This window comes from Arthrobacter sp. 05T423 (genome assembly GCF_056396245.1).
This window is the reverse complement of record NZ_JBFTLC010000002.1, coordinates 107,812-130,213: the sequence shown is the minus strand read 5'-3', so window position 1 is coordinate 130,213 and position 22,402 is coordinate 107,812. Positions and strand designations below refer to the sequence as shown.

The 22,402-nt window shown below is 66.4% G+C and carries 24 protein-coding genes; 8 read left to right on the top strand and 16 right to left on the bottom strand.

Going from position 1 to position 22,402, the window contains the following annotated elements; translation table 11 throughout:
• The first annotated feature begins 78 nt into the window (after nt 1-78).
• Nucleotides 79-2,457, top strand: a complete 2,379-nt coding sequence (locus AC1DFE_RS03255) for a heavy metal translocating P-type ATPase (RefSeq protein WP_476904472.1) — start codon at nt 79-81, stop codon at nt 2,455-2,457.
• A 10-nt stretch (nt 2,458-2,467) separates the two neighbouring features.
• On the opposite strand, the gene AC1DFE_RS03250 is transcribed toward AC1DFE_RS03255, so the two are convergent.
• Nucleotides 2,468-2,740 carry a DUF2277 domain-containing protein gene (locus tag AC1DFE_RS03250; protein WP_476904471.1) on the bottom strand — a complete coding sequence of 91 codons (273 nt, stop codon included), beginning with the start codon at nt 2,738-2,740 and terminating at the stop codon, nt 2,468-2,470.
• A 213-nt stretch (nt 2,741-2,953) separates the two neighbouring features.
• Between AC1DFE_RS03250 and AC1DFE_RS03245 the strand changes: the two genes are divergently transcribed.
• A complete protein-coding gene (locus AC1DFE_RS03245; RefSeq protein WP_476904470.1) occupies nt 2,954-3,217 on the top strand; it encodes a hypothetical protein in 264 nt (87 codons plus the stop codon).
• Between the two features lie 91 nt (nt 3,218-3,308).
• Here AC1DFE_RS03245 and AC1DFE_RS03240 read toward each other — a convergent pair whose 3' ends face one another.
• On the bottom strand, nt 3,309-4,307 hold the full coding sequence (locus AC1DFE_RS03240) for an EamA family transporter (protein ID WP_476904576.1): 999 nt from the start codon (nt 4,305-4,307) through the stop codon (nt 3,309-3,311).
• Nucleotides 4,308-4,438: 131 nt separating this feature from the next.
• Between AC1DFE_RS03240 and AC1DFE_RS03235 the strand changes: the two genes are divergently transcribed.
• Nucleotides 4,439-4,984 (top strand): CGNR zinc finger domain-containing protein, encoded by a 546-nt coding sequence (locus tag AC1DFE_RS03235; protein WP_476904469.1) that lies wholly within the window; start codon nt 4,439-4,441, stop codon nt 4,982-4,984.
• Nucleotides 4,985-5,059: 75 nt separating this feature from the next.
• Here the strand turns inward: AC1DFE_RS03235 and AC1DFE_RS03230 are convergent, their stop codons facing one another.
• The 3 genes from AC1DFE_RS03230 to AC1DFE_RS03220 form a co-directional block, all read right to left on the bottom strand.
• On the bottom strand, nt 5,060-5,437 hold the full coding sequence (locus AC1DFE_RS03230) for a hypothetical protein (protein ID WP_476904468.1): 378 nt from the start codon (nt 5,435-5,437) through the stop codon (nt 5,060-5,062).
• 110 nt (nt 5,438-5,547) lie between these two features.
• Nucleotides 5,548-6,141, bottom strand: a complete 594-nt coding sequence (locus tag AC1DFE_RS03225; protein WP_476904467.1) for a hypothetical protein — start codon at nt 6,139-6,141, stop codon at nt 5,548-5,550.
• Nucleotides 6,142-6,189: 48 nt separating this feature from the next.
• Complete coding sequence (locus AC1DFE_RS03220) at nt 6,190-7,542, bottom strand: MATE family efflux transporter (RefSeq protein ID WP_476904466.1); 1,353 nt, start codon at nt 7,540-7,542, stop codon at nt 6,190-6,192.
• A gap of 157 nt (nt 7,543-7,699) precedes the next feature.
• On the opposite strand from AC1DFE_RS03220, the gene AC1DFE_RS03215 reads away from it, so the two are divergent.
• Nucleotides 7,700-8,134 carry a DoxX family protein gene (locus AC1DFE_RS03215; RefSeq protein ID WP_476904465.1) on the top strand — a complete coding sequence of 145 codons (435 nt, stop codon included), beginning with the start codon at nt 7,700-7,702 and terminating at the stop codon, nt 8,132-8,134.
• Between the two features lie 124 nt (nt 8,135-8,258).
• On the opposite strand, the gene aztD is transcribed toward AC1DFE_RS03215, so the two are convergent.
• Nucleotides 8,259-9,389, bottom strand: a complete 1,131-nt coding sequence (gene aztD, locus AC1DFE_RS03210; protein WP_476904464.1) for a zinc metallochaperone AztD — start codon at nt 9,387-9,389, stop codon at nt 8,259-8,261.
• 385 nt (nt 9,390-9,774) lie between these two features.
• Between aztD and AC1DFE_RS03205 the strand changes: the two genes are divergently transcribed.
• The gene (locus AC1DFE_RS03205) at nt 9,775-10,749 is read left to right on the top strand and encodes an acyl-CoA thioesterase (RefSeq protein ID WP_476904463.1); all 975 of its coding nucleotides are present in this window, start codon (nt 9,775-9,777) and stop codon (nt 10,747-10,749) included.
• Here AC1DFE_RS03205 and dnaB read toward each other — a convergent pair.
• Nucleotides 10,746-12,131, bottom strand: a complete 1,386-nt coding sequence (gene dnaB, locus AC1DFE_RS03200; protein WP_476904462.1) for a replicative DNA helicase — start codon at nt 12,129-12,131, stop codon at nt 10,746-10,748. The genes AC1DFE_RS03205 and dnaB overlap by 4 nt on opposite strands.
• Before the next feature lie 717 nt (nt 12,132-12,848).
• Between dnaB and AC1DFE_RS03195 the strand changes: the two genes are divergently transcribed.
• Both AC1DFE_RS03195 and AC1DFE_RS03190 read left to right on the top strand, forming a co-directional pair.
• On the top strand, nt 12,849-13,316 hold the full coding sequence (locus tag AC1DFE_RS03195) for a hypothetical protein (RefSeq protein WP_476904461.1): 468 nt from the start codon (nt 12,849-12,851) through the stop codon (nt 13,314-13,316).
• Between the two features lie 2 nt (nt 13,317-13,318).
• On the top strand, nt 13,319-13,885 hold the full coding sequence (locus tag AC1DFE_RS03190) for a hypothetical protein (RefSeq protein ID WP_476904460.1): 567 nt from the start codon (nt 13,319-13,321) through the stop codon (nt 13,883-13,885).
• A gap of 133 nt (nt 13,886-14,018) precedes the next feature.
• On the opposite strand, the gene AC1DFE_RS03185 is transcribed toward AC1DFE_RS03190, so the two are convergent.
• The 5 genes from AC1DFE_RS03185 to rpsF all read right to left on the bottom strand — a co-directional run bounded on the left by AC1DFE_RS03185 (nt 14,019) and on the right by rpsF (nt 16,593).
• Nucleotides 14,019-14,645: an FMN reductase gene (locus AC1DFE_RS03185; RefSeq protein ID WP_476904459.1), complete on the bottom strand. Its 627-nt coding sequence runs from the start codon at nt 14,643-14,645 to the stop codon at nt 14,019-14,021.
• 182 nt (nt 14,646-14,827) lie between these two features.
• Nucleotides 14,828-15,280, bottom strand: a complete 453-nt coding sequence (gene rplI, locus AC1DFE_RS03180) for a 50S ribosomal protein L9 (protein WP_377960305.1) — start codon at nt 15,278-15,280, stop codon at nt 14,828-14,830.
• 18 nt (nt 15,281-15,298) lie between these two features.
• Nucleotides 15,299-15,538, bottom strand: coding sequence for a 30S ribosomal protein S18 (gene rpsR / locus AC1DFE_RS03175; RefSeq protein WP_003800144.1), 240 nt, complete (start codon nt 15,536-15,538; stop codon nt 15,299-15,301).
• 130 nt (nt 15,539-15,668) lie between these two features.
• Complete coding sequence (locus tag AC1DFE_RS03170; RefSeq protein WP_476904458.1) at nt 15,669-16,232, bottom strand: single-stranded DNA-binding protein; 564 nt, start codon at nt 16,230-16,232, stop codon at nt 15,669-15,671.
• Nucleotides 16,233-16,287: 55 nt separating this feature from the next.
• Entirely contained in the window at nt 16,288-16,593 is a 306-nt protein-coding gene (gene rpsF / locus AC1DFE_RS03165; protein ID WP_058269239.1) for a 30S ribosomal protein S6, read from the bottom strand.
• Between the two features lie 238 nt (nt 16,594-16,831).
• Between rpsF and AC1DFE_RS03160 the strand changes: the two genes are divergently transcribed.
• Nucleotides 16,832-17,167, top strand: a complete 336-nt coding sequence (locus AC1DFE_RS03160) for a YnfA family protein (protein WP_476904457.1) — start codon at nt 16,832-16,834, stop codon at nt 17,165-17,167.
• Nucleotides 17,168-17,264: 97 nt separating this feature from the next.
• Here AC1DFE_RS03160 and AC1DFE_RS03155 read toward each other — a convergent pair whose 3' ends face one another.
• The 4 genes from AC1DFE_RS03155 to AC1DFE_RS03140 all read right to left on the bottom strand — a co-directional run bounded on the left by AC1DFE_RS03155 (nt 17,265) and on the right by AC1DFE_RS03140 (nt 22,402).
• On the bottom strand, nt 17,265-18,695 hold the full coding sequence (locus tag AC1DFE_RS03155) for an amino acid permease (protein WP_476904456.1): 1,431 nt from the start codon (nt 18,693-18,695) through the stop codon (nt 17,265-17,267).
• Between the two features lie 236 nt (nt 18,696-18,931).
• Entirely contained in the window at nt 18,932-20,278 is a 1,347-nt protein-coding gene (locus AC1DFE_RS03150) for a M18 family aminopeptidase (protein WP_476904455.1), read from the bottom strand.
• Nucleotides 20,279-20,360: 82 nt separating this feature from the next.
• Nucleotides 20,361-21,059, bottom strand: coding sequence for a response regulator (locus AC1DFE_RS03145; RefSeq protein ID WP_476904454.1), 699 nt, complete (start codon nt 21,057-21,059; stop codon nt 20,361-20,363).
• Entirely contained in the window at nt 21,056-22,402 is a 1,347-nt protein-coding gene (locus tag AC1DFE_RS03140; protein ID WP_476904453.1) for a sensor histidine kinase, read from the bottom strand. The genes AC1DFE_RS03145 and AC1DFE_RS03140 overlap by 4 nt, the downstream gene beginning before the upstream one ends.

The following is a 22,402-nucleotide window of genomic DNA, read 5'->3' as shown; positions in this document are numbered from 1 at the left end:
ACCACCACAGGCACCAAGCACCACCACAGGCACCAAGCACCACCACAGGCACCGAGCACCACCACAGAAGGACCAGCCATGGGCACCGAACCCCTACCCACAGGCACCAGCCGCCGGGTGATCGAACTCGACGTCGAGGGCATGACCTGCGCCTCGTGCGTGAACCGGGTGGAAAAGAAGCTTGCCAAGCTCGACGGCGTCCAGGCCACGGTCAACCTCCCCCTGGAAACCGCCCATGTGACAGCCCCGGCAGGCATCACCGACCAGCAAATCACAGACCAGGTAGCCTCCGCCGGCTACAAGGCCCGGATCAAACGACCTACGCACGTCGATCAAGAAGAGAGTGCCCGCCACGAGGCCGTAGCGACCCAGCACGCGGAGCACGCGCCGGCCCACGAAGACCATATGGCGCACGGCGGGGCAGCCTCGGAGCTGAAGCCCCGGCTCATCGTCGCGGCGGTTCTGGCGGTGCCGGTGTTCCTCATCTCGATGTTCCCCGCCTTCCAGTTCCCGAACTGGGGCTGGGTGGTGGGCGCCCTGGCCCTGCCGGTGGTCAGCTGGGCGGCGTGGCCGTTCCACAGGGCGGCCGCGATCAATGCCCGCCACTTCGCGTCCACCATGGACACCCTGGTCTCCCTCGGTGTGATCGCGGCGTACCTGTTCTCCGCCTGGCAGCTCCTCGCCTTCCCCCGCCTGACCGAACACCCCGGCATGGATGAGATGGGTGGCGCTGGTTCCGGCGGCCTGTATTTTGAGGTGGCCAGCGTTGTCACCACGTTCCTCCTGCTGGGCCGTTTTTTGGAGGCGAACGCCAAGACGAAGGCGGGGGACGCGCTCAGGGCTCTCCTGGACCTGGGCGCGAAGGACGCCACCATCCTGCAAGACGGCACCGAAGTGAAAATCCCGGCGGGCCGGCTGGCCCTCGGGGACCTGATCGTGGTCCGCCCGGGCGAGAAGATCGCCACCGACGGCGTAGTAGCCGACGGCGTCTCGGCGGTGGATGCCTCCCTGGTCACCGGCGAATCGGTTCCGGTGGACGTTGGTCCGGGCAGTAATGTCACCGGTGCCACCATCAACACGTCCGGCCGCCTGCTGGTCCGGGCCACGCGTGTCGGGGCGGAAACCACCCTTGCCCAAATGGGGCGGCTCGTTTCCCAGGCACAGACCGGAAAGGCGCCGATCGCGCGGCTTGCTGACCGCATCAGTGCCGTGTTCGTGCCGGTGGTCCTCGCCATCGCCGTCCTCACATTCGCCGGCTGGATGCTTGCCGCCGGTCCGGACATCACCGGGCCGGAGCTCCGCGCAGCCTTTACGGCGGCGGTGGCCGTGTTGGTCATTGCATGCCCCTGCGCACTTGGCCTGGCTACCCCGGTGGGTCTCCTGACGGGCACGGGGCGCGGCGCGCAGCTGGGCATCCTCATCAGGGGCCCGCAGGTCCTGGAGGACACCCGGACAGTGGACACCATCCTGCTGGACAAGACCGGGACCGTTACCAGCGGCCAGCTGTCCGTCGACGCCTCCGTGGCATTTGCCCCGTTCAGCGAGGCGGAGGCCCTGCGGCTGGCCGGCGCCGTCGAGTCAGCATCGGAGCATCCGATCGCCGCCGCGATCGCCGCCGCCGCGAGGTCTGCGGTGCCGGCCACGGGCCGGCGGCCGTACACCAGCCAGAGCGGCAGTACAGCGGACGACGGCGCCGGCCTGCCCGCCGTCGTCGGCTTCCGTTCCGCACCCGGCGGCGGGGTGGTGGGAACCGTTGAAGGCCGGCTCGTGGTTGCCGGCCGGAGCGGATGGCTGCGGGACAACGGCGTCGAGCCCACGCCGGCGCAGGACCAGGTGCTCCGTGCCGCGGAGGCGACCGGTGCCACCGCCATCTGGGTGGCCGTGGACGGCGAGGCTGCCGGCATCATCGCGCTGAGAGACACGGTCAAGGCTGGATCGGCAGCCGCCGTCGCGCGGCTCAAGGGCCTGGGCCTGCGGCCCATGCTGCTCACCGGCGACAACCCCGCCGTCGCAGCCGAGGTGGCCGCCGCCGTCGGGATTGCCGCGGAAGATGTTTTCGCCGGCGTGCTGCCCGAAGGCAAGGTGGAAGCCGTCCGGCGGCTGCAGGCCGGCGGTGCCACGGTGGCCATGGCGGGCGACGGCGTGAACGACGCCGCGGCCCTGGCGCAGGCCGATCTGGGCATCGCGATGGGTTCCGGCACGGACGTGGCGATCGAAGCGGCCGACCTGACCGTGATGGGTAACGACCTGGGTCAGGTGGCCACCGCGATCGAGCTGTCACGCCGCACGCTGGGCACCATCAAGACCAACCTGTTCTGGGCGTTCTTCTACAACGCGGTAGGCATACCCGTGGCGGCCCTGGGCCTGCTCAATCCGATGGTCGCCGGCGTGGCCATGGCGGCGAGTTCGGTGCTGGTGGTGGCCAATTCGCTCAGGCTGCGGCGCTTCGGCAGGTAGTTCCCGGAACCTAAGCCGTACCGAAGCGGACGGCCGACCGGGCCTTCGCCTTGGCTGCTTCCTCGTCGCGGTCCTTGGCTGGCGCATGCGTCACAAGCGCGTCGAGCAGGTGCTGGGTCACATGCGCGATCTCGTGCACCGCGTGCTCGAACGCCTCCTCATTGGCCTTGGAGGGCTTGGTACTGCCGCTGATTTTGCGGACGTACTGCAGCGCTGCGGCGTGCACCTCCTCGGAGGTCGCGTGGGGTTCGTAGTTGTGGAGGGTACGGATATTCCGGCACATACCCCCATGCTAGGCTCTGGAACGCCGCGGATCGACCCTTCCAAGCCCGCTTCGGGCGGGGCATGTGCGCATGGGGAGGAGTTCATGGGGAGCGCTGCCCATCGACACTGTTTCGGGCTGAAGGATAGTTTTTAGGCAATGGATCTTCCGGACGAGCCGGAGGCCGCTGGGGATGCCGACTGGATCGGGTCCGTTGATTAAAGGAGATATCTAATGGCTATTTGGGGTGCAGACATTGCCCAGCTGAAGAACCTGGGCACCAAGCTTCAGGCTGGCTCGAATGAAATCGAGAAGCAGAAGTCCCTGCTGACCAAGGTGCTCGAGGGCACCGACTGGAAGGGCCCGGACGCCGACAAGTTCCGCAGCGAGTGGCACGGCCAGCACGCCGCAGCCCTGGCCAAGGTGGCGCAGGCTCTGGACGAGGCCGGCAAGCAGGCAACGCGCAACGCTTCCCAGCAGGAGGAAGCCTCCCGCTAAGCGGGAATGCACGAGGGCCGGACGCAGCATGCGTCCGGCCCTCCGGCATTTAAACGGTCCGTCACCCAAGACTGGCCCCGGCACTGAAGACTTACGGGACGGGCTCGACGTCGTTCGCATGGTCAAGCGGTCCGGTCACCCCTGTCTGGTCCCCGGCTTTGGCGCCCCGGAGCTCGTCCAGCCGGACGAACAGCACCCCGCCGACAATCAGCAGACCGCCGAGGAGCTGGATAACGCCGGGCAGTTCGCCCAGCAGAAGCCACGCCCAGATGACGGCGAAGAGGACCTCGGTGAGCGAGACGAAAGAGGCCACCTTGGTGCCGAGTGCGCGGGCTGCCACGATCCCGGAGACATAGGCCAGGACGGTGGCAAGAACCACAAGGCCACACAGCGGCACCCACCACGGCGTGGTCCACGGTCCGAGTGTGGTGTCGGCCGTGCTCATGGCCATGGGCAGGAGACCGGTGGCCGCCGTCAGCCACATGACGGCGGCGCCCACCAGAAGCCCGCCCGATGCAAGGACGATGGGCGGCAGGGTGTCATTCTCCTTGGCCGTGAGGAAGAAATAGATGGCCAGGCAGACGGCCGCAGCGAGGCCCCAGAGCACTCCAACGGGGTCGACCTTGACTGCACCGGTGAAGTCCAGGACGAGGACCAGCCCGCCCAGGGACAGCAGCGTCCCTGCGATGGTGAGGGGGCGCGGCCGCTTCCGGCTGGCCGCCCAGATCCACAGCACAATCAATACCGGGCCAAGGTATTCGAGCAGCAGGGCCACGCCAACAGACAGCCTGGCCACGGCGTTGAAGTAGAACAGCTGGCAGCCTGCCACGCCGATAACGCCGAAAAGGACAATAGTCAGCCAGTTCGACCCCAGCTGGTGCCACCGGCCCCGAAGTGCCGGAACAGCGGGGATTGCGAGGATAAGGGCGGCCCCTGTCAGGCGGGCCGTGACGGCGCCGCCGGGCGTCCAGCCTGTTTCCAGCAGCGCCTTCGCGAAGGAGCCGGAGAGCCCGAAGATCGCCGACGAAAAGAGCGCGATACCCAGCCCTGACGCAAGGAAGCCGGAGGCCTTGGTCGTGGCATTGGCCACGGCAGGGACCGGACCCGCGGAAATGAGCGTGATGCTGGCGCGGCGGTTCGATGCGGACACAGAGGCCTCCCGTCAGGAGTAAAGTGGGGTATTGGTCCTGACACTACGCCCCGGCACTGTAAGGAGTCAAGATGGTCTTTGCCCCTGACACGGAGCTATCGCTGCGCTTCGTGGTGGATCTCATCAACTCGGCCGCCAACGGCGAGGAGAATCTGCCCACGACGGAGGACCTGGACGAGTTCCTGCGGCGAGAGGGGTACAGCGGTTCACGAACCCACGACGCCGCCGAGCTGGGCAGCGTCCACGCGTTGCGGACAGAGTTGGCTGCCCTGTGGACAGCAGACGAGGATACGGCGGTGGCAGGCGTGAACCGGCTCCTGCGCGAGGCCCACGCGCTCCCCCAGCTCCTCAAACACGACCAGTGGGACTGGCACCTTCACGCCACCACCCATGACGCGCCACTTGCGGAAAGAATGGGCACCGAGGCCGCCATGGCCCTGGTGGACGTGATCCGCAGCAAGGAGATGGACCGCATGCTGGTGTGTGCGGCCGATGACTGCGACGCGGCAGTGCTCGACCTCAGCCGCAACCGGTCCAAGAGATACTGCGATACAGGGAACTGCGCCAACCGGGCGCATGTGGCGGCGTACCGGGCGCGCCGCGCCAGCGGAGAGTAAACAGCGCCAGCGGAGAACAAACAGCGAGTATGCGCCGGGGGGCATGAACCGGCCGGCGGCGACCGGCGTCGGGCGTTAGGAAGCTCCGCCGTCGGGTCCGGAATCACCGGTTCCGGCCGGACCTGAAGCCTCCGGGCGGCCCTGGGTTCCGTGGCCGCCGTGGCCCGGGGACGGCTTCCGGGCCGAGCTCAGGTTCACGCCGGAGCCTTTCCCCAGATGGGCGGCGTTGTCCTTGTAGCTCATGGACAGCATCGCGGCGATGACGAGGGTGACGATGAAGGCGATGCCGGCCGCGGTGAAGGCCAGGTCGAACCGCGGCGACCGGGCGCTGCCACCGGAGGCAAAAATCAGCACTGCGAAGAACGCCACCACGGCCCAGAAGGCGGAGAACATCAGGGGTCCCTTCACCGAGGTCCGCAGATTGCGCGGTTCTCCTGGTTTCTGGTGTGCCAAGGTGATTCCTCCCATGCGGGCGCGATGCGGCCTGCCCGCTGTGCTGTGTGCTGGTCCTGAAGGGGTGCTGGTTGTCGAGCGCTGTTCTACAACGAGTAGAACCCTTGCTACTAGTTTACGGCCTTTGGCGCGTCCGTCCGCGCATCGTGCCGGAGCGAGAGGCCCGCAAGGATCCAGAGCACGCCTGAAATGATGGCACCGCCGCCAGCTACTCCGAGCAGCGCGTGTGGGCCAAGATCCACGAAGAACGGCAGGGTGCCGGCCGTTCCCAGCCCGATGATTCCGGAGGCAAGCCAGTCGCGGGCCAGGACATGCCGCCCACGGAACCTGATGCCCAGATACAGCTCGGCCGCCGACGCCACCGCGAGGCCCAAAGCACCAATCACGGCGAACACCAGGCTGCCCTGCAGGAACAGCAGGGCCACGCCGGCGCCGGTCAGGGCGGCTCCCGCAGCCGACATGATGCGGCCGCCCACGGCTTCGCGGCGGAACCCGGTTAGCGGAATGCCCCACAGCAGAATCAGGCCGGTGGCCAGTAGGTACGCGCCGCCGGTCAGCGACATTCCAGCCACGGACGGAGCGGCCCAGAACACGGTCACGGCACCGAACACGAGCGCGGCGGCAGCCCGCAGCAGGGCGGGTTTCCACAGTTCCGCCAAGGGGGAAGGCACGTCGGCTTCAGCGGGGTTCACGGGGGAAGTCACCGCTCCAGTTTAGTGTGCCAGCCTGCGCCGGCGAATCCGGCCGCAGGGCTATGAGCCGAGCACCATCCAGCGGTCCGTCCTGGCCCGCAGGCCCAGCGTCAAGGCTCGGGCGCACATGTAGCCCAGCGAAAAGGCCGCCCACACCCAAACCAGCGCCGCCGCACCGCTGGCCCCGGCCAGTGGCACCACCAGCAGGAGCGGAAGGTACACCGCAAGATTGACGACGCCGGCAATCGCCAGGTACTTCGCGTCGCCGGCGCCGATCAGCACCCCGTCAAGCACGAACACGTAGCCGGCGAGGGGCTGGCCGGCGGCCAGCGCCCACAGCGCCGCAGTCAGCGCTGACTGGACGCCGGCGTCGGACGTGAATAGGGCCCCGGCGAACGGGGCCACCAAGGCAAGCAGCGCGCCAGTGGCCACGCCAAAGCCGGTGCCCCAGCGGATCATGGTCCGGGTGAGGATCCGGGCCTTGCCGGGGTTGGAGGCTCCCAACTCCTTGCCGATCAGTGCCTGCGCGGCGATGGCCAGCGCGTCCAGCGCGAAGGCGAGGAACGTGAAGACTGTCATGGCCAGCTGGTGGGCCGCGAGGTTCACGGCACCCTGGGCCGTGACCACGACGACGGTGGCCATGATGGCGATGCGTAGGCTGAGGGTCCGCAGCATGAGCCAGGAGCCCACCTTGGTCATGGCCCGGATCCCGTGCCAGTCGGGGAGCAGGCTGACGCCGTGCTCGCGGGCGTTGCGCTGCACCATCACCAGGTACACCGCCGCCATGGCCCACTGCGCGATGCTGGTTCCCACGGCAGACCCGACCACAGACAGCCCGAGCCCGTACACCAGAACCAGGTTCAGCACGATGTTCAGCGAGAATCCCGCCGTGGCCACCACCAGCGGCGTCCGGGTGTCCTGCAGCCCCCTCAGCACGCCCGTGCCGGCGAAGATCAGCAGCATGGCGACCAGGCCGGGCATCGACCAGCGCAGGTAGTCCACGGCGAAGATGCGGACTTCGGGGCCGGGCCCCAGGAGCCCTATCAGCGGCTCCGCGGCGACGAACCCCATCAGCGCGAGCGCGGACCCGAGCAGCAGGGCGAGCCAGACGCCGTTGCGCCCGGCGGCAAGCGCCCTGCCCAACTGGCCGTCCCCCACTGCCCGCGCCACGGCAGGGGTGGTGGAGTAGGCCAGGAAAACCATCAGCCCCACCGCGGTGTGCAGCACCGCCGAAGCCAGGCCGACGCCGGCGAGCTGGGCCACGCCGAGGTGCCCCACAATGGCCGAGTCGGCCAGCAGAAAGAGCGGTTCGGCGATCAGCGCGCCGAAGGCGGGCACGGCAAGCCGGAGGATTTCACGGCCATGGCTCTCGGGCTTTGGGGTGGTGACGGCGGCGGAAGGCGATTGGGGCACGAATCCAGCCTAGCCGGGGCGGAAAAGATAACCACGACACATTAGTTGACACTTCAACGAAAATACGGGACAGTGGAAGAGAAGCTTCATCCGACGCGCTCCGGACCGCGTGCTCAAAAGGGACAACCCCCAATCGATCCGAACGGTGAGAACCTCCATGAACCAGTCCACCCAGACCACCACAGCCCTGACGATTCTGCGAGTGATCGCGGGATTCATCTTCGCCGCGCACGGCTGGCAGAAGTTCAGCGAATTCACCATCGCCGGCACCCAGGCATCCTTTGCCAAGATGGGGGTTCCGGCCGCCGAGGTCGCCGCCCCGATCATCGCCACCCTGGAACTGGCGGGCGGCATCGCCCTCATCCTCGGCGTGCTCACCCGCGTTTTCGCCGCCCTGCTGGCTCTGGACATGCTGGGCGCCCTCTTCCTGGTCCACGCCTCGGCCGGCGTCTTCGTCGCCGACGGCGGCTACGAACTGGTTCTGGTGCTCGCAGCCGGGGCGCTGGCCATCGCCCTTGCCGGAGCCGGCCGCCTCTCGGCTGACGCGGCACTGTTCGGCCGCAGCACTTCCAAGCTCAAGGTTCTCGCGTAGGTCCCCCCGGCTACGGCACCGAAAACCGCACCGCTTGGGAGCGGTGGCTGTTCGGGAACAACGACGGCGGCTGCTCACCGGAACACTTCAGTGTCCGGTGGGCGGCCACCGTCTTTTTTTATTTTCAGCCGGTGACGCCGGTCAGTTCATCGGGCGTGTGGGCCAAGGCTGCCGTGCGGGTGATCTTCCCAGACTTCAGGTCGACAGCGTGGAGTTTCCGCGCTGCCGGCTCGGACACATAGGCGGTGGCGGCCTGAACGTAGAGGGTTGGCCTGGGATCCTGCCACGCCTCGGGCTCCTGCCACGCCGGCACCACGGGCGTCGTGGACTCGGTGGCGCCTGTCAGCGGGTTGAGCACGTGCAGCGCGCCGTCGGTGCCGAGCACCAGCGCCTCCCCGGCCGGTCCGCGCCCCAGCGACCGGAACGAATAACTGGTCCCGATGTCCACCAGCTTCAAGGCTTTGGCGTCAGTGTTCACCAGTGAAATCCGGGTGGGCCGCTCCAGGACCGCATCCTTGTCCACCTTGTAGTCCCCCAGCACCACGCGCGACGCAGGCGAGCCGGCCTGGTTGCCCATCCGGCCATAGGCATCAGGACTGGAGACCTTGGAGAACCTGCCGTCCTTGAAAACCAGCATCCCGTCCTCGCATCCGAAGACCACGGTGTTTTCGCCGGCCCCGGCCTCACCGTGGACGCCGGGGCAATTCTGGCTCCGGAGGATCTCCTTGCGGCTCCGGCCCGCCGCCGGCGCCAGGAGCGCAACAGCGTTGCGTGCATTCTCGTCCCCCACTGTCACCAGCAGCTTGCCGTCCTGCAGTTCCACAGCCACGCCATGGTGGGCTGCGGGTGCGGTGTAGGACCTCGTCTCCGGAAGTCCAACGTCGGCCAGCGCTCCGAGGTCGGCCGACTTAAAGGACTCCACCCGGCCCGATCCGTCGCTGAACAGGACCGTCCTCCCGGCATGCCGCACCACGTGGCCCGGCTTGTTGGCCTCGAATGCGTGATCTGTCAGCGCGGGTTGGCCGGCATAGGAATGGCCATGGTCGCCGTGGCGCTCGGTCCAGACGCCGGCGTCGAGGACGCGGAATGAGTCACCGGCTGCCACCAGGACGTGGCGCCCATCCCCGGCAGCACTGATGCGGTTGTAGCCGTCCAGTTTAATGTCCGCCACTGGCTCAAGGGTCTCGGCGTCCAGCACTCCGATGCCACCCGCGTAGCTGTACGCGAGGCGCGGTTTGGGAGCGCGAAGCTCCATGGGTTCTGTGGTCTCGGTGTTCCGGGAAGTGCTGGCAGAACTTTGGGCGGCCGCCCCTTGCCCGGGGCTTCCGGCGCAGCCGCAGAGGAGGAGGGCAGCTCCGCAGGCCGCCACCACCGGGGCTGCGTGCGGCCTTTTGAAGGGCTGCGTGAAGGGCCTGGCGGAAAGCGCGTCGGAGTGGCCGCCCCAGCGGGTCGTAGTTCGGGCAGGAAGAATGTGTCGTCTCGCTAACATGGTAATAATGATAATCATTTGTATTAGTACGGAATCCGCTTTTGCCCCTCTCATGACTCCGGCTGCATAGGCGGCCGCCCTTATGGCGCCCGGGTGCGCGTTTGTGAAGGCCCGGATCGGCCCGAGGGACGCCGGTCAGTAAACTGCGAGCATGAGCGAGACTGCCGCTAACTCAGTGACCCTCCGGTTTCTTGCCGCCCCCATGGACGTGGGCCACAGCGGCTCGGTGGACGCCGGCACCGTGCTGGAGTGGGTGGACAAGGCCGCCTATGCCGCCGCCGTCGGCTGGGCCAAGTCCTACTGCGTCACCGCGTACGTGGGGAACATCCACTTCGCAGATCCGGTGAACAGCGGCGACATGGTGGAGGTCACGGCCACCATCGTCTACACAGGCCGCTCCTCCATGCATATCCGAACGGTGGTTTCCTCAGGGGACCCCAAAGGCGGGCCGGCCACCATGCGCAGCCAGTGCATGGTGATCTTTGTGGCCGTCGGCGAGGACGGCAGACCCGTCCCGGTACCGCAGTTCGAGCCGGCAACGCCGGAGGAACTGGAACAAAGGAACCATGCCCTGGCGCGGATCAAGATCCGCGAGCAGATCGTCGAAGCCATGAGCGCCCAGGAATATACCGACGCCGGCACCGCGGAGCGCGTGGTTCTGCGGTTCATGGCAGCACCTACGGACGTGAACTGGGGCGGCAAGGTCCATGGCGGAATCGTCATGAAATGGATCGATGAGGCCGCATATGTGTGCGCCTCACGCTACTGTGGCCGGGACACAGTGGCGGTCTTCTCCGGCGGCGTGCGCTTCTACCGGCCACTGCTGATCGGCCACGTGGTGGAGGTAGAGGCGCGGCTGGTCTACACGGGGACGAAGGGCATGCACATTGCCGTACATGTCCGCTCCGGGGACCCCAAGGGCCGTGAACTGAACCTGACGACTTACTGCCTTACCGTGATGGTGGCCCGGGATGCCGAGGGCACCTCTGTTCCCATCCCGGCATGGACCCCCGTGTCCGAGGAGGACAAACGGCTCCACGCCCACGCGCGGGAACTGCTGGAAATCAGGGCAGCAGCCCCGGGAAACAGGCTGCCCAACCACCTGCTGCAGTCGCAGCCAAGCTAGAACCCGCCGCCTCCGCCGGCATCTCCAGCCATGTTTGCGAAGCGGGAGTAATGGCCCTGGAAGGCCACCACGATGTCCTTGGTGGGGCCGTTACGGTGCTTTGCGATGAGGATGTCCGCCTCGCCGGCGCGCGGCGATTCCTTGTCATAGACGTCTTCGCGGTGGAGCAGGATGACCATGTCGGCATCCTGCTCGATGGAGCCTGATTCACGGAGGTCCGAGACCATGGGCCGCTTGTCCTGGCGTTGCTCCGAGCCACGGTTCAGCTGTGACAGCGCGATCACGGGCACCTGGAGCTCCTTGGCCAGCAGCTTCAGCGCGCGCGAGAACTCGGAGACTTCCTGCTGGCGGGACTCCACCTTTTTGCCGGAGCTCATGAGCTGCAGGTAGTCGAGGATCACCAGTTTGAGGTCATGCTGCTGCTTCAGGCGGCGGCACTTGGCGCGGATTTCCATGAGCGACATGTTGGGGCTGTCATCGATGAACAGCGGGGCATCGTTCATGCGGCCCATGGTGGTGGCGATTTTGGACCACTGCTCGTCCTTGATGGTGCCTTTGCGGAGGTCCTGAAGGCCGATGGTGGCCTCGGCGGACAGGAGGCGCATGGCGATTTCGTTCCGGCCCATTTCCAGGGAGAACATCACCGTGGCGAGGTTGTTCTTGATGGCGGCGGAGCGGGCAAAGTCCAGCGCGAAGGTGGACTTACCGACGGCAGGACGGGCGGCGATGACGATCATCTGGCCCGGGTGCAGCCCGTGAGTCAGCTCGTCCAGCTCGTAGAAGCCGGTGGGAACGCCCACCATGCCTTCGCCGCGGTGACCGGAGGCCTCGATCTCATCCACCGTGGATTCCATGACGTCTTTCAGGACGACGTAGTCCTCGGCCGTGCGGCGTTCGGCGACGGCGTAGACCTCCGCCTGGGCTTGGTTGACCAGGTCCTCCACTTCGCCGTCCTGGCCGTAGCCCAGCTGCACGATCTTGGTGCCGGCGTTGACCAGCCGCCGGAGCACGGCGCGTTCGGCCACGATCTCGGCGTAGTAGCCCGCGTTGGCAGCAGTGGGCACGGTCTGAATGAGCTCATGCAGGTAGGCCGGACCGCCGATCCGGTTGATCTCGCCGCGCTTGGTCAGCTCATCGGAGACAGTGACGGCATCCGCGGGTTCTCCGCGGCCGTAGAGGTCAATGACGGCCTCATAAATGGTCTCGTGGGCGGGGCGGTAGAAGTCCTGCCCGCGCAGGATCTCCACGACGTCTGCGATGGCGTCCTTGGAGAGCATCATGCCGCCCAGGACGGACTGTTCGGCGGGGATGTCCTGGGGAGGCTTACGGCTGCCTTCGGTTTCGCGGGTACCTTCGATTGAGTCCAGGTGCGTAACTGACAAAGCTGCCGTCCTCCATAGTGTCCGCAGACCTTGCAGGAGGTCTGCGGCGCGTGTGCCGTGTGCCGTGGGTGGGGCCGGGGAGCAAAATCTGCTGTCCGGGCTAATGCAACTAGACCAGCTGGCCCTGACATTTTTCCGTCCGGGCCATTCAACCCCGGCGAACGCCTCATCCACAGGTTTTCCACAGGCAGCACAAATCAACCGGAGCGCGGCTGTCCACCGGCTCCGGCCATCATGCCGGTAGGGAAAACTCACCCGAATGGGTGTCTCCGCTACGTTAGCGCCCTGCCGCCGACTCACAAAGCCGGGGATTCTGCACCTCTGTGGATAACGTGTGCACAAACGACTGCTGCTTGTGCACAGCCTGTGGGCGAAGCTGTGGATAGAAATTTTCTTTACGGCATATATGGCCTCTGACCTGCGAAAACACTGGTATCACGCTGTGGACAAGCTTAATTTTTGGACCAACCTTAATCCACAGCCTCAACGCTGCACTGGGGATACCGGCCAGTAATTTCGCGGTTACCGCGCCTTTTCGGCACCTACATGCCCAATTTGTGATGGGGCTCACCGGTATATGTCCACGTCTGTGCGGGCATGCATGCCATCTGGTCGAATCTCTTGGCGAACGGCGACATTGATGGCTCCCGGCAGGCCGCACCATGCGCTGCCGTGCATATGCTGTGGATAACGCACATCTGGCGTTAAGCTCTAGGTATGGGCGACGTTCTGACAGTCTTGGTTCCTGCCCTTATCCTTGCGGCAGCTCTCTGGGCCTTCGCTACGGCCCTGAAGCCGCGCGATGGCGGCATGTCGGACGCGGACCGGTATCAGCTAGATCTGGCGCGGCGTTCCCAGGCCCACTACGCGTCGCAGGTCGAGGCGGCCATGGCGGCCCGGGCGCGTACGGAGGCGGCCTCCCTGCCGAGCCAGAACCGGCAGCAGCAGATCCAACAGCTTGACCATTACCGGTCGCCGACGGTCGGCCAGCCCGGCCACGATCCTCTTCATCCGCACCGCTCAGACCCGGCGGCAGTCATGACGGTGGCAACGTTGAATCCGCAGCTGGCACTGCAGCTGCAGTCGTTGGTGCGCAACGGGCAGAAGCTCCAGGCCATCAGGCTCCTGCGCCAGGCAACCCACTCCGACCTTAGAACCGCCAAGCAATTTGTAGATCGGCTGTAACCATGGAATCGCTCCTGATCCCCCTCCTGATCCTCATGGCCGTGGCCATCGCCGTGGCCGTCGCGGCACGGGCTTGGAGCCGCCGCCGGCGCACTGTCGGGGAGCCGGCCAAGCCGCCGGCAGAGTCCGCAGAGTTGGCCAGGGAAGCCGCCGCCAAGCTGTCCGAAGAGGAACACCGGCGCCTGTATGCCCTCATCGCCCAGGGCCAGGCCATGGCGGCGATCAAGCTGTACTACGAGGTGTCAGGGCAGGGCCTGCGCGCTGCGAAGGATGCGGTGGCCGCGCTGGCAGCCCACCCGCAGCCCTTCCGCTCACGGGCGCCGGAGCCCAGCGAACCCGAGGACGATGACGAGCCCCCGCAGCGGTTCCCGTACCGGTACAGGGCCATTGCCAGCAAAGGCGACGTCACCCGCGAGGTCAGCAGCAATATGCTGAACGACGAGATCTACGGCCGTATCCGGACACTGGCCAAGAGCGGCAACATCGAAGCAGCGGCCACCGCGCTGACCCGGCACTCGGATATCACCATGAAGCAGGCCCGCGAATTCATCGCCCTGCTGGACGACTGACTACCAACGGGCCCCCACCTTCGGTAGAGCGGCGGGGGAGCATGCCGGGCGCGGGCGGCGCGGGAGCAGGGCGAACAGGCGCCGGAGGTGCCCGGCACCCTGGCGTTGACCCGGTCGATGTTCGTGTCCCGCGCTAGTGTCCGCCCGAGATACCGGCCAGCAGCTGCTCGAAGGGCAGTGACTCCAGCGGAGCCTGCATGCGGCTTGGCTGTGCCCCGTCCAGGAGGCTGCTGAACTCTGCCGTTGCCCGTTCGATGCGCAGCGACAGGGGAGTTCCGCCGTCGTCGGTGTTTCCCCAGTCCTGCGGGCCGGCGAAGACGGCCGTGGCGGCCGTCCGCGTGCGCAGGTAACTGAACAGCGGCCGCATGGCGTAGTCCAGCACCATCTGGTGGCGGTCCGTTCCGCCGGTGGCTCCCAGGAGGACCGCTTTTCCGTCCAGCGATTTGGGGTCGAGGACGTCAATGAAGGACTTGAACAGCCCGCTGTAGGACGCGCTGAAGACGGGAGTGACGGCAATGATGCCGTCGGAGGCCTCCACTCCGGCGATCACCTCTGCCAGCCGGGGCGGGGCGTATCCCGTGACGAAGTTGTTGGCGATGTCCACGGCCAGATCGCGGAGCTCCACGACGTCGGTGGTGACCTCGTACCCGGCGGCAGTCAGTTCCCGGGTGGTGGCGGCGGCAAGCTGCTCGGCAAGTAGGCGGCTCGACGACGGCACTCCCAGGCCGGCGGACAGTACGGTTATGCGGCGGGTCTCCATGGCGCTCTCCTCTGTTGGCGTTCTATATGCATTTGCATCTATTCGCTCAACCTGACGGGCACGGTCTTTATTCCGCGCCGGAACGACGAAGCCCCCGCCGTCGGTTTCCCGGAGGAATCCCGACGGCGGGGGCCGTCAGCAGTTCAGGACTGCGGAGCGATCCGGCGAAACGCCGGAATCTGTTACTTGCCTGCGACTACGTCGAGTTCGATCACAGCGGCAACGTCGTCGTGCAGACGGACGTTGGCCTGGTAGGAACCGACCGACTTGATGTGAGCCGGCAGTTCAACCTTGCGCTTGTCGATGCTGCCCAGGCCGGCGGCCTCAACAGCGGCGGCGACGTCGGCCTGCTTGACCGTGCCGAACAGACGGCCGCTTTCGCCAGCCTTGACAACCAGCTTGACCGGCTTGGCGGACAGAGCGGCGGCCTGCTTCTGAGCATCTTCCAGGGAAGCGTGCTCGCGGGCGACGCGGGCAGCCTTGATGGACTCAACCTGCTTCTCGCCACCCTTCGACCAGGTCAGGGCGAAACCGCGGGGCAGCAGGTAGTTACGTGCGTAACCGTCCTTGACCTCGACAACGTCGCCAGCAGCACCGAGACCGGTTACTTCGTGGGTCAGAATGAGCTTTGCCATGTTAGTTAATCCCTTTCCTTAGCCCCGGCCAGCGCCGGAGTAGGGCAGCAGGGCAACTTCGCGGGCGTTCTTGATTGCCTGGGCGATCTTGCGCTGCTCCTGCACCGTTACGCCAGTGACGCGACGGGCGCGGATCTTTCCGCGGTCGGAGATGAACTTGCGCAGCAATGCTACGTCCTTGTAGTCGATGACAGTGATGTCAGCGGCCTTCAAGGGGTTGGACTTTGGTTTGGGCTTACGGAGTTCAGCCTTAGCCATCGTGGAGCTCCTATTCTAGGGAGCCCGTGAATCGTGATCCACGGGATGGTGGTGGTCCGACCGCGGCATGCCCGCAACGTGCCGTATGGAACGCTTTGGCGGATGCTGCGCCGGACCTTTGTTTTGTTGTTTAGAAGGGAGGTTCGGAATCCGGGCCGTTGCCCCAGCCGCCGCCCGCATTGCTGACTCCGGGTGTGGCCCAGGGGTCTTCCTGCGCTGCGGGCTGGTTGCCGCCCCAGCTTCCTCCGGTGTTGCCGCCCTGGTTTCCACCCTGGCCGCCACCGAATCCACCGCTGTTGCCGCCGCCGAAACCGCCCTGGCCGCCGGAGCGCTGGGTGCGGTTGACTTTGGCATTGGCGTAACGCAGGCTCGGGCCGATTTCGTCGACTTCGAGCTCGATAACGGTGCGCTTCTCGCCTTCTTTTGTTTCGTAGGAACGGCTCTTCAGGCGGCCGGAAACAATCACGCGGGTGCCCTTGGTGAGGGACTCGGCGACGTTCTCTGCGGCCTCCCGCCAGACCGAAGCGCGGAGGAACAGGGTTTCCCCGTCCTTCCACTCATTGGACTGGCGGTCGAAGGTGCGAGGCGTGGACGCGATGGTGAAGTTCGCTACTGCCGAACCTGACGGTGTGAACCTGAGTTCGGGGTCACTGGTGAGATTACCGATGACCGTAATAGTGGTTTCGCCTGCCATCTACTGCCTCCTTGTTCGTTCCTGCGGGGTAAAGAATGAAAGCTGGGAGCTGAAATTACTCAGCAACAACCTTCTGCTCTTCGGGGCGAGTGATCTTGGTGCGCATGATGGTCTCGTTGAGACTCAGCTGGCGGTCAAGTTCCTTGGCGGTAGCCGGCGTCGCGGTGAAGTTCACCACGGCGTAGATACCTTCGGACTTCTTCTTGATGTCGTAAGCCAGACGGCGACGGCCCCAGATGTCAACCTTTTCGATGGTTCCACCATCGTTCGTGATGACGTTCAGGAACTTCTGAAGCGACGGCTCTACGGTACGCTCTTCGACCTCGGGGTCGATGATTACCATCAATTCGTAAGGACGCATATGTGAACCCACCTCCTTTGGGCTAAGCGGTTACGGTATTTCCGTAACAGGAGGTTCATTTGCGATGCCGTGCACGCCCGTCCCCAAAAAATGGACCGGGGCGCAGCACAGACTTCACTATCTTAGTGCATCGTGGAGGATTTCCGCGATTCGGACAGCTCCAAGGCTACTGGCTCTGATAATGAGCCCGAGGCAGCGGCCGGGCTATGTGGAAAACCCCTCGGGGAATACTGGAGTCATGACGATTCTGAAATCCGCGCTCCTTTTCGCCCTTGCTGCAGTGGCGGAGATCGGCGGTGCCTGGCTGATCTGGCAGGCGGTCCGCGAGGACAAGGCCTGGTGGTGGGCCGGCCTGGGGATCGTGGCGCTGGGGTTCTACGGTTTCGTTGCTGCCTTCCAGCCGGATGCCCATTTCGGGCGGGTGCTGGCAGCCTACGGCGGGGTCTTCATCGTTGGCTCCCTGGCGTGGGGCATGCTGCTGGACGGCTTCCGGCCCGACCGCTGGGACCTTATCGGTGCCGCCGTGTGCCTCGTCGGCGTCGCGGTCATCATGTTCGCGCCCCGACAGGGCTGATGCCCACTACAAAGCCATCCGCCCGGTTGGCCGTAACGGCGCCAACCGGGCGGATGGTTCTATAAGAATGCTTCAGGCGACGGGACTGGAGACGTGATTACGACGCCGGGCCGGAGCCAACGCCTGCATCCGCGGTTTCGGCGGAAGCGCCAGGGGCTGCCGCCATGTCAGCACGGCCCGGACCGCCCTTGCGGTAGCGCCACACACCGATGCCGACCACAACGGCGGCCAGGGCCACCGAAAGCAGGAGCGATTCGCGGGTGGAATCCAGGATCACCATGCCGATGATCAGCGCCACGATGCTCCCGATCGCCAGCCAGGTGAGATAGGGGAAGAACCACATCTTCAGCGACAGGTCCTGGGCTGCGGCCCCCATCCGGCGGCGCAGGACCAACTGGGACGCGGCGATGACCAGCCAGACGAACAGCGCGATGGCGCCGGAGGTGTTCACCAGGAACAGGAAGACGGTGTCCGGGGCGATAAAGTTCAGTCCCACGGTGATGAAGCCGACCACCGTCGAGGCCAGCACGGCTGCGGCAGGCACTCCGCGCTTGGAGATGCGGGTCCAGGACTTCGGGGCGTCGCCGCGCTGCGAGAGTGAGAAGAGCATGCGGCTGGCCGTGTAGAGGCCGGAGTTCAGGCAGGACAGCACCGAGGTAAGCACCACGACGTCCATGATGGTTCCCGCGCCGGGGATGCCGAAAAGCTCGATGACAGCGACGTAGGGGCTCTTGGCCACGTTGGCGGAGTTCCAGGGGAGCAGCGTGACAACAATCGCGATGGAGCCGATGTAGAAGACCAGGATGCGCCAGACGGTGGACTTCACGGCCTTCTTGACCGCCTCAACCGGGTTTTCGGATTCACCGGCGGCGATGGTGGCGATTTCCGCCCCGAAGAAGGCAAAGACCACCACGAGGATTCCGGCCAGGACAGCACCCGGGCCGTTGGGCAGGAAGCCGCCCTTGCCGGTCAGGTTGCTCAATCCCGGCGCCGGAACCCCGGGAACCAGCCCGAGGATCGCTGCCACACCGAAAAGGAGGAACAGGACGATGGCCGTGACCTTGATGGACGCGAACCAGAATTCGAACTCGCCGTACGATTTTACCGAGCCGAGATTGGTCAGCGTGAGCAGGACCATGAGGGCCAGCGCCCAGACCCACTGGTCGATGCCGGGCACCCAGCGGTGCATAATCGCCGCGCCCGCCGTGGCTTCGATGCCCAGCACGATGATCCAGAACCAGGCGTAGAGCCAGCCGATGCTGAAGCCCGCCCAGCGGCCCAGCGCCTTGTCCGCGTAAGTGGAGAAGGATCCGGTTTCGGGGTTCGCGGCCGCCATCTCACCAAGCATCCGCATGACCAGGATGACCACGATGCCCGCGGCCATGTAGGCCAGCAGGATGCCGGGGCCGGCCTGCTGGATGGCCGCGCCGGAGCCGACGAACAGGCCGGCGCCGATGACGCCAGCAATGGCGATCATCGACAGGTGCCGGGGCTTCAGGGATTTCGACAGTTGTTGGTCTGCGTGCATGGCTGCGCCATCCTCGTTTTGATTGCAGGTTTTGGGCGGTGGCCGGGCGGCAACGTCTGTGCCGGAGACCACACTGTGCGTTTCACACTAAGGGAGCCGGGGGCCAGTCCGGGCTGTGCAAAGGCACAGTTAACGGCAGGCAAAAACAGGCACCTCCCCAGCAGCAGCGCTTCGAAGGAAACAAGCGTTGCCTGTGGGGCACTTTCGTAACCGGGCGGAAACGTATCCTTCAGGGCTTAGGGCGTCGCCGCGGCCCCAAAGAACAGCTCGGTCACCCGGGCCAGCAGGTGCGGATCCTCGACGCCGCAGAGCTCCCTCGCCGAGTGCATGGACAGCAGCGGGACGCCCACGTCCACGGTCCTGATGCCCAGCCGCGTGGCGGTCAGAGGCCCGATGGTGGAACCGCACGGCATCACGTTATTGGAGACAAACTCCTGAAAAGGAATTCCAGCCTCGCCGCACAGCCGTGCCCAGAGCGCGGCACCGGGCGCATCGGTGGCGTACCGCTGGTTGGCGTTGATCTTCAGCAGCGGCCCGCCATTGACGACGGGACGGTTCACGGGGTCATGCCGTTCGGCATAGTTGGGGTGGACGGCGTGGCCAGCGTCGGCGGAAACACAGAACGACGCCGCAAAGGCCTGCCGCCGCTGGCTCGCCGACGCGCCCAGCCCGTCCGAAATCCTGACCAGAATGTCTTCCAGGACCGGCCCGCATGCCCCGGACCTGGACGCCGAACCGATTTCCTCGTGGTCGAAGGCGGCGAGAACCGCAATGGGTGCGGTTTCACCGGAAGCGGCAGGGCCGCCGTCGGACGCATCAGAATGAGCAATCAGCGCCGTGATCCCGGCGTGCGTTGCGGAAAGGTTGTCCAGCCGCCCGGAGGCGAAGAATTCACCCCTGACGCCGAAAACCGCGGGCGGCTGCGTGTCGGCGATAACGATGTCGTACCCGCCGATCTGCTCCGGATCAACCGGCGTGCCGCCGCCGCTGCCCCCGCCGGACACCCGCTCGGCCAGTACCGCCAGCAGATCCTCGCCGGCCGGTTCGCCGAGGCCGAACACCGGGTTCATGTGCTGCTGCTTGTCGAGGGTGAGGCCCTCGTTCACGGCGCGGTCCAGGTGGATGGCCAGCTGTGGAAAGCGCAGCAGCGGCCCGGTGGCGGTCAGGTGCTGCGTGCCGTCGAGCATCACCAGGCGCCCGGCCAGCTGCAGTTCCCGGTCCAGCCACGAGTTCAGCAGCGGTCCGCCGTAGACCTCCACGCCGGCCTGGAGCCAGCCGAACCGCCCCGTCGTCGGCTTGGGCTTGAGCTTGAACGAGGGCGAATCCGTGTGGGCACCCAAAATATTGAAGCCGGTGGTGGGCCCGGCATCTTCGGGCGTGACCCAGGCGATGAGCGCACCGTCCCGCACCACGTAGAACTTGCCTGCCGGGGCATCCCAGGGCTGCATCTCGTGCAGGCCCGTGAAGCCGGCCTCCGCCAGGCGCCGGGCGCCCTCATGGGCGGCGTGAAAGCTCGACGGCGAGGCGCTGACGTAGTCACCCAGGTCCCGGATGTGGTCTGCGGCAGAGGCATGGAGAGGCATGGCTCCGAGTCTAGCGTCGCCCTGGAGGGTGACGTCGAGGCCTGCCGTAGAGCCGCCGGAGACGGAACCGGAGATGGTCTGATCAGTAGTCGGGGTTGCTCGGGGTCACCAGGCCCGTTTCGTAGGCATAGACCACGGCCTGCACGCGGTCCCGCAGGTGCAGCTTGGTCAGGATCCGCCGCACGTGGGTCTTCACGGTAGCCTCCGACAGGAAATACCGGTGTGCGATCTCCGCATTGGACAGCCCCTCGGACATCGCTTCGAGCATCTCGGTTTCCCGCGGCGTCAGGTCCTCCAGCAGCGGGTCGCGGGGAGCAGGTGCCGGGGCTGCCGGAACCGGGCTGCCGCCGCGGACATAGGTTTCCAGGAGCCGCTGGGTGACCCTCGGCGCCACAACGGCGTCGCCGCTCGCCACCACCCGCACGGCCTGGACAAGCTCCGCGGGCGCCACATCCTTCAGCAGAAAGGCGGAGGCACCGGCCTGCAGCCCGGCGAAGGCGTACTCGTCCAGGTCGAAGGTGGTCAGGATGATGATCCTTGCCCGCGAGCCCGAAGTGGTGATGGCCCGCGTGGCCTCGATCCCGTCGAGCAGGGGCATCCGGATGTCCATGAGCACCACATCGGGATCGAGGTGGCCCACCTGACGGACGGCGTCGGCCCCGTCGGAGGCCTCGCCCACCACATCGAGGCCCTCCTCACCCTCAAGGATGAGCCGGAAGCCCATCCGCAGCAGCGGCTGGTCATCCGCCAGCAGGACCCGGAGGCGTCCGGACTCGTTCATTCATTCCCCCATTTGCCGATTTCCACGCTGTCGTTCAGCGTGCTGTCGTTCAGCGTGTTGCCGTACCGCGCGTTGCCGTTCAGCGTGAGGACCGCACGCACGCGCCAGCCGCCGCCGGCGGCCGGGCCTGCCTCCACCGTACCGCCGTAGATTCCGGCCCGTTCCCGCATCCCGGTCAGGCCCTGTCCCGTCCCTCCGGGGGCGACGGCGTCGACGGTTCCCCGCCCGTCGTCGAGCACGTCAATGGTGACGGTGGAATCCCCGTGCACCACCAGTACGTCCACCCGGCTCAGGGCACGGCCGTAGCGCAGCACGTTGGTCAGCGATTCCTGCACGATCCGGTACACGGTCAGCTGGAGGGCCACGTCCTCCGGCAGCGCCGGGCCGGTGTGCGAGTAATGGACCGGGAGGCCCGCCGTCCGGAAGCCGTCCAGCAACTTACCGAGGCTGGCGCCGTCCGCGAGCGGCTCCCGGGGCGCCTGGCCGGCGGACGCGTCATCCCGCAGCACCCCGAGCACCCGGCGCATGTCGGCCAGCGCGGTGCGGCCGGTGCGGGACAGTTCCGCCAGGACTTCTGCGGCGCGGTCCGGATCCCTGCAGATCACGACGGCGGCCCCGTCGGACAGGGCGACCATGACGGTCAGCGAGTGGGCCACGACGTCGTGCATCTCGCGGGCAATCCTGTTGCGTTCGTTGACAGACCCCAGCCGGGCGGCCTGGGCCGCCCACGCTGCGATTTCCTGCTCGTGCCCACGCCGCTGCCGGACAGAAATGCCGATGCCGGTGGCAATGATGTTGGAGAACGCGATGCTGGTGCCGGCCGCAATGCTCGTCACCAGGTGGAACTCCTCGGGCGAGACGGGACGGTTTGGCAGCTCCCGCTCCAGCGGCCCCACCGCGGCCAGGAAGTACAGCAGGGCCAGCGGCGCCGTGGCCACGGCCATCGTCACCAGGGCAAAACGGCGAGTGTGCACCACGGCAACCGCGTAAAGGGAGAACCACAGCCCTGCCGAGACGTTGGATCCCCACGGGTGGACCAAGGACACGCCAATTTCGGCCATCGCAATGAACACCACCAGAGCCACCGGACGCCGGCGGCGCAGGAACAGGGACAGCGCGACGGCGGCGAGCAGCCCCACCGCGGCCCACCGGCCCGCATTCACGGCGTCGATCACCGTGGGCACCACCAGCACCGCATAGCAGGCCACAACCACGGCATCCATGACCCGCGGACGCCGGTGCAGGTAACGCCGCAGCCGGCCCCGCCGTCGGGCAGCAAGCTCGGCGAAGGACGCGTCAGCCGGCGTGGCTGGCGCGTCCTTCACGGAAACAGCATGAGTCAT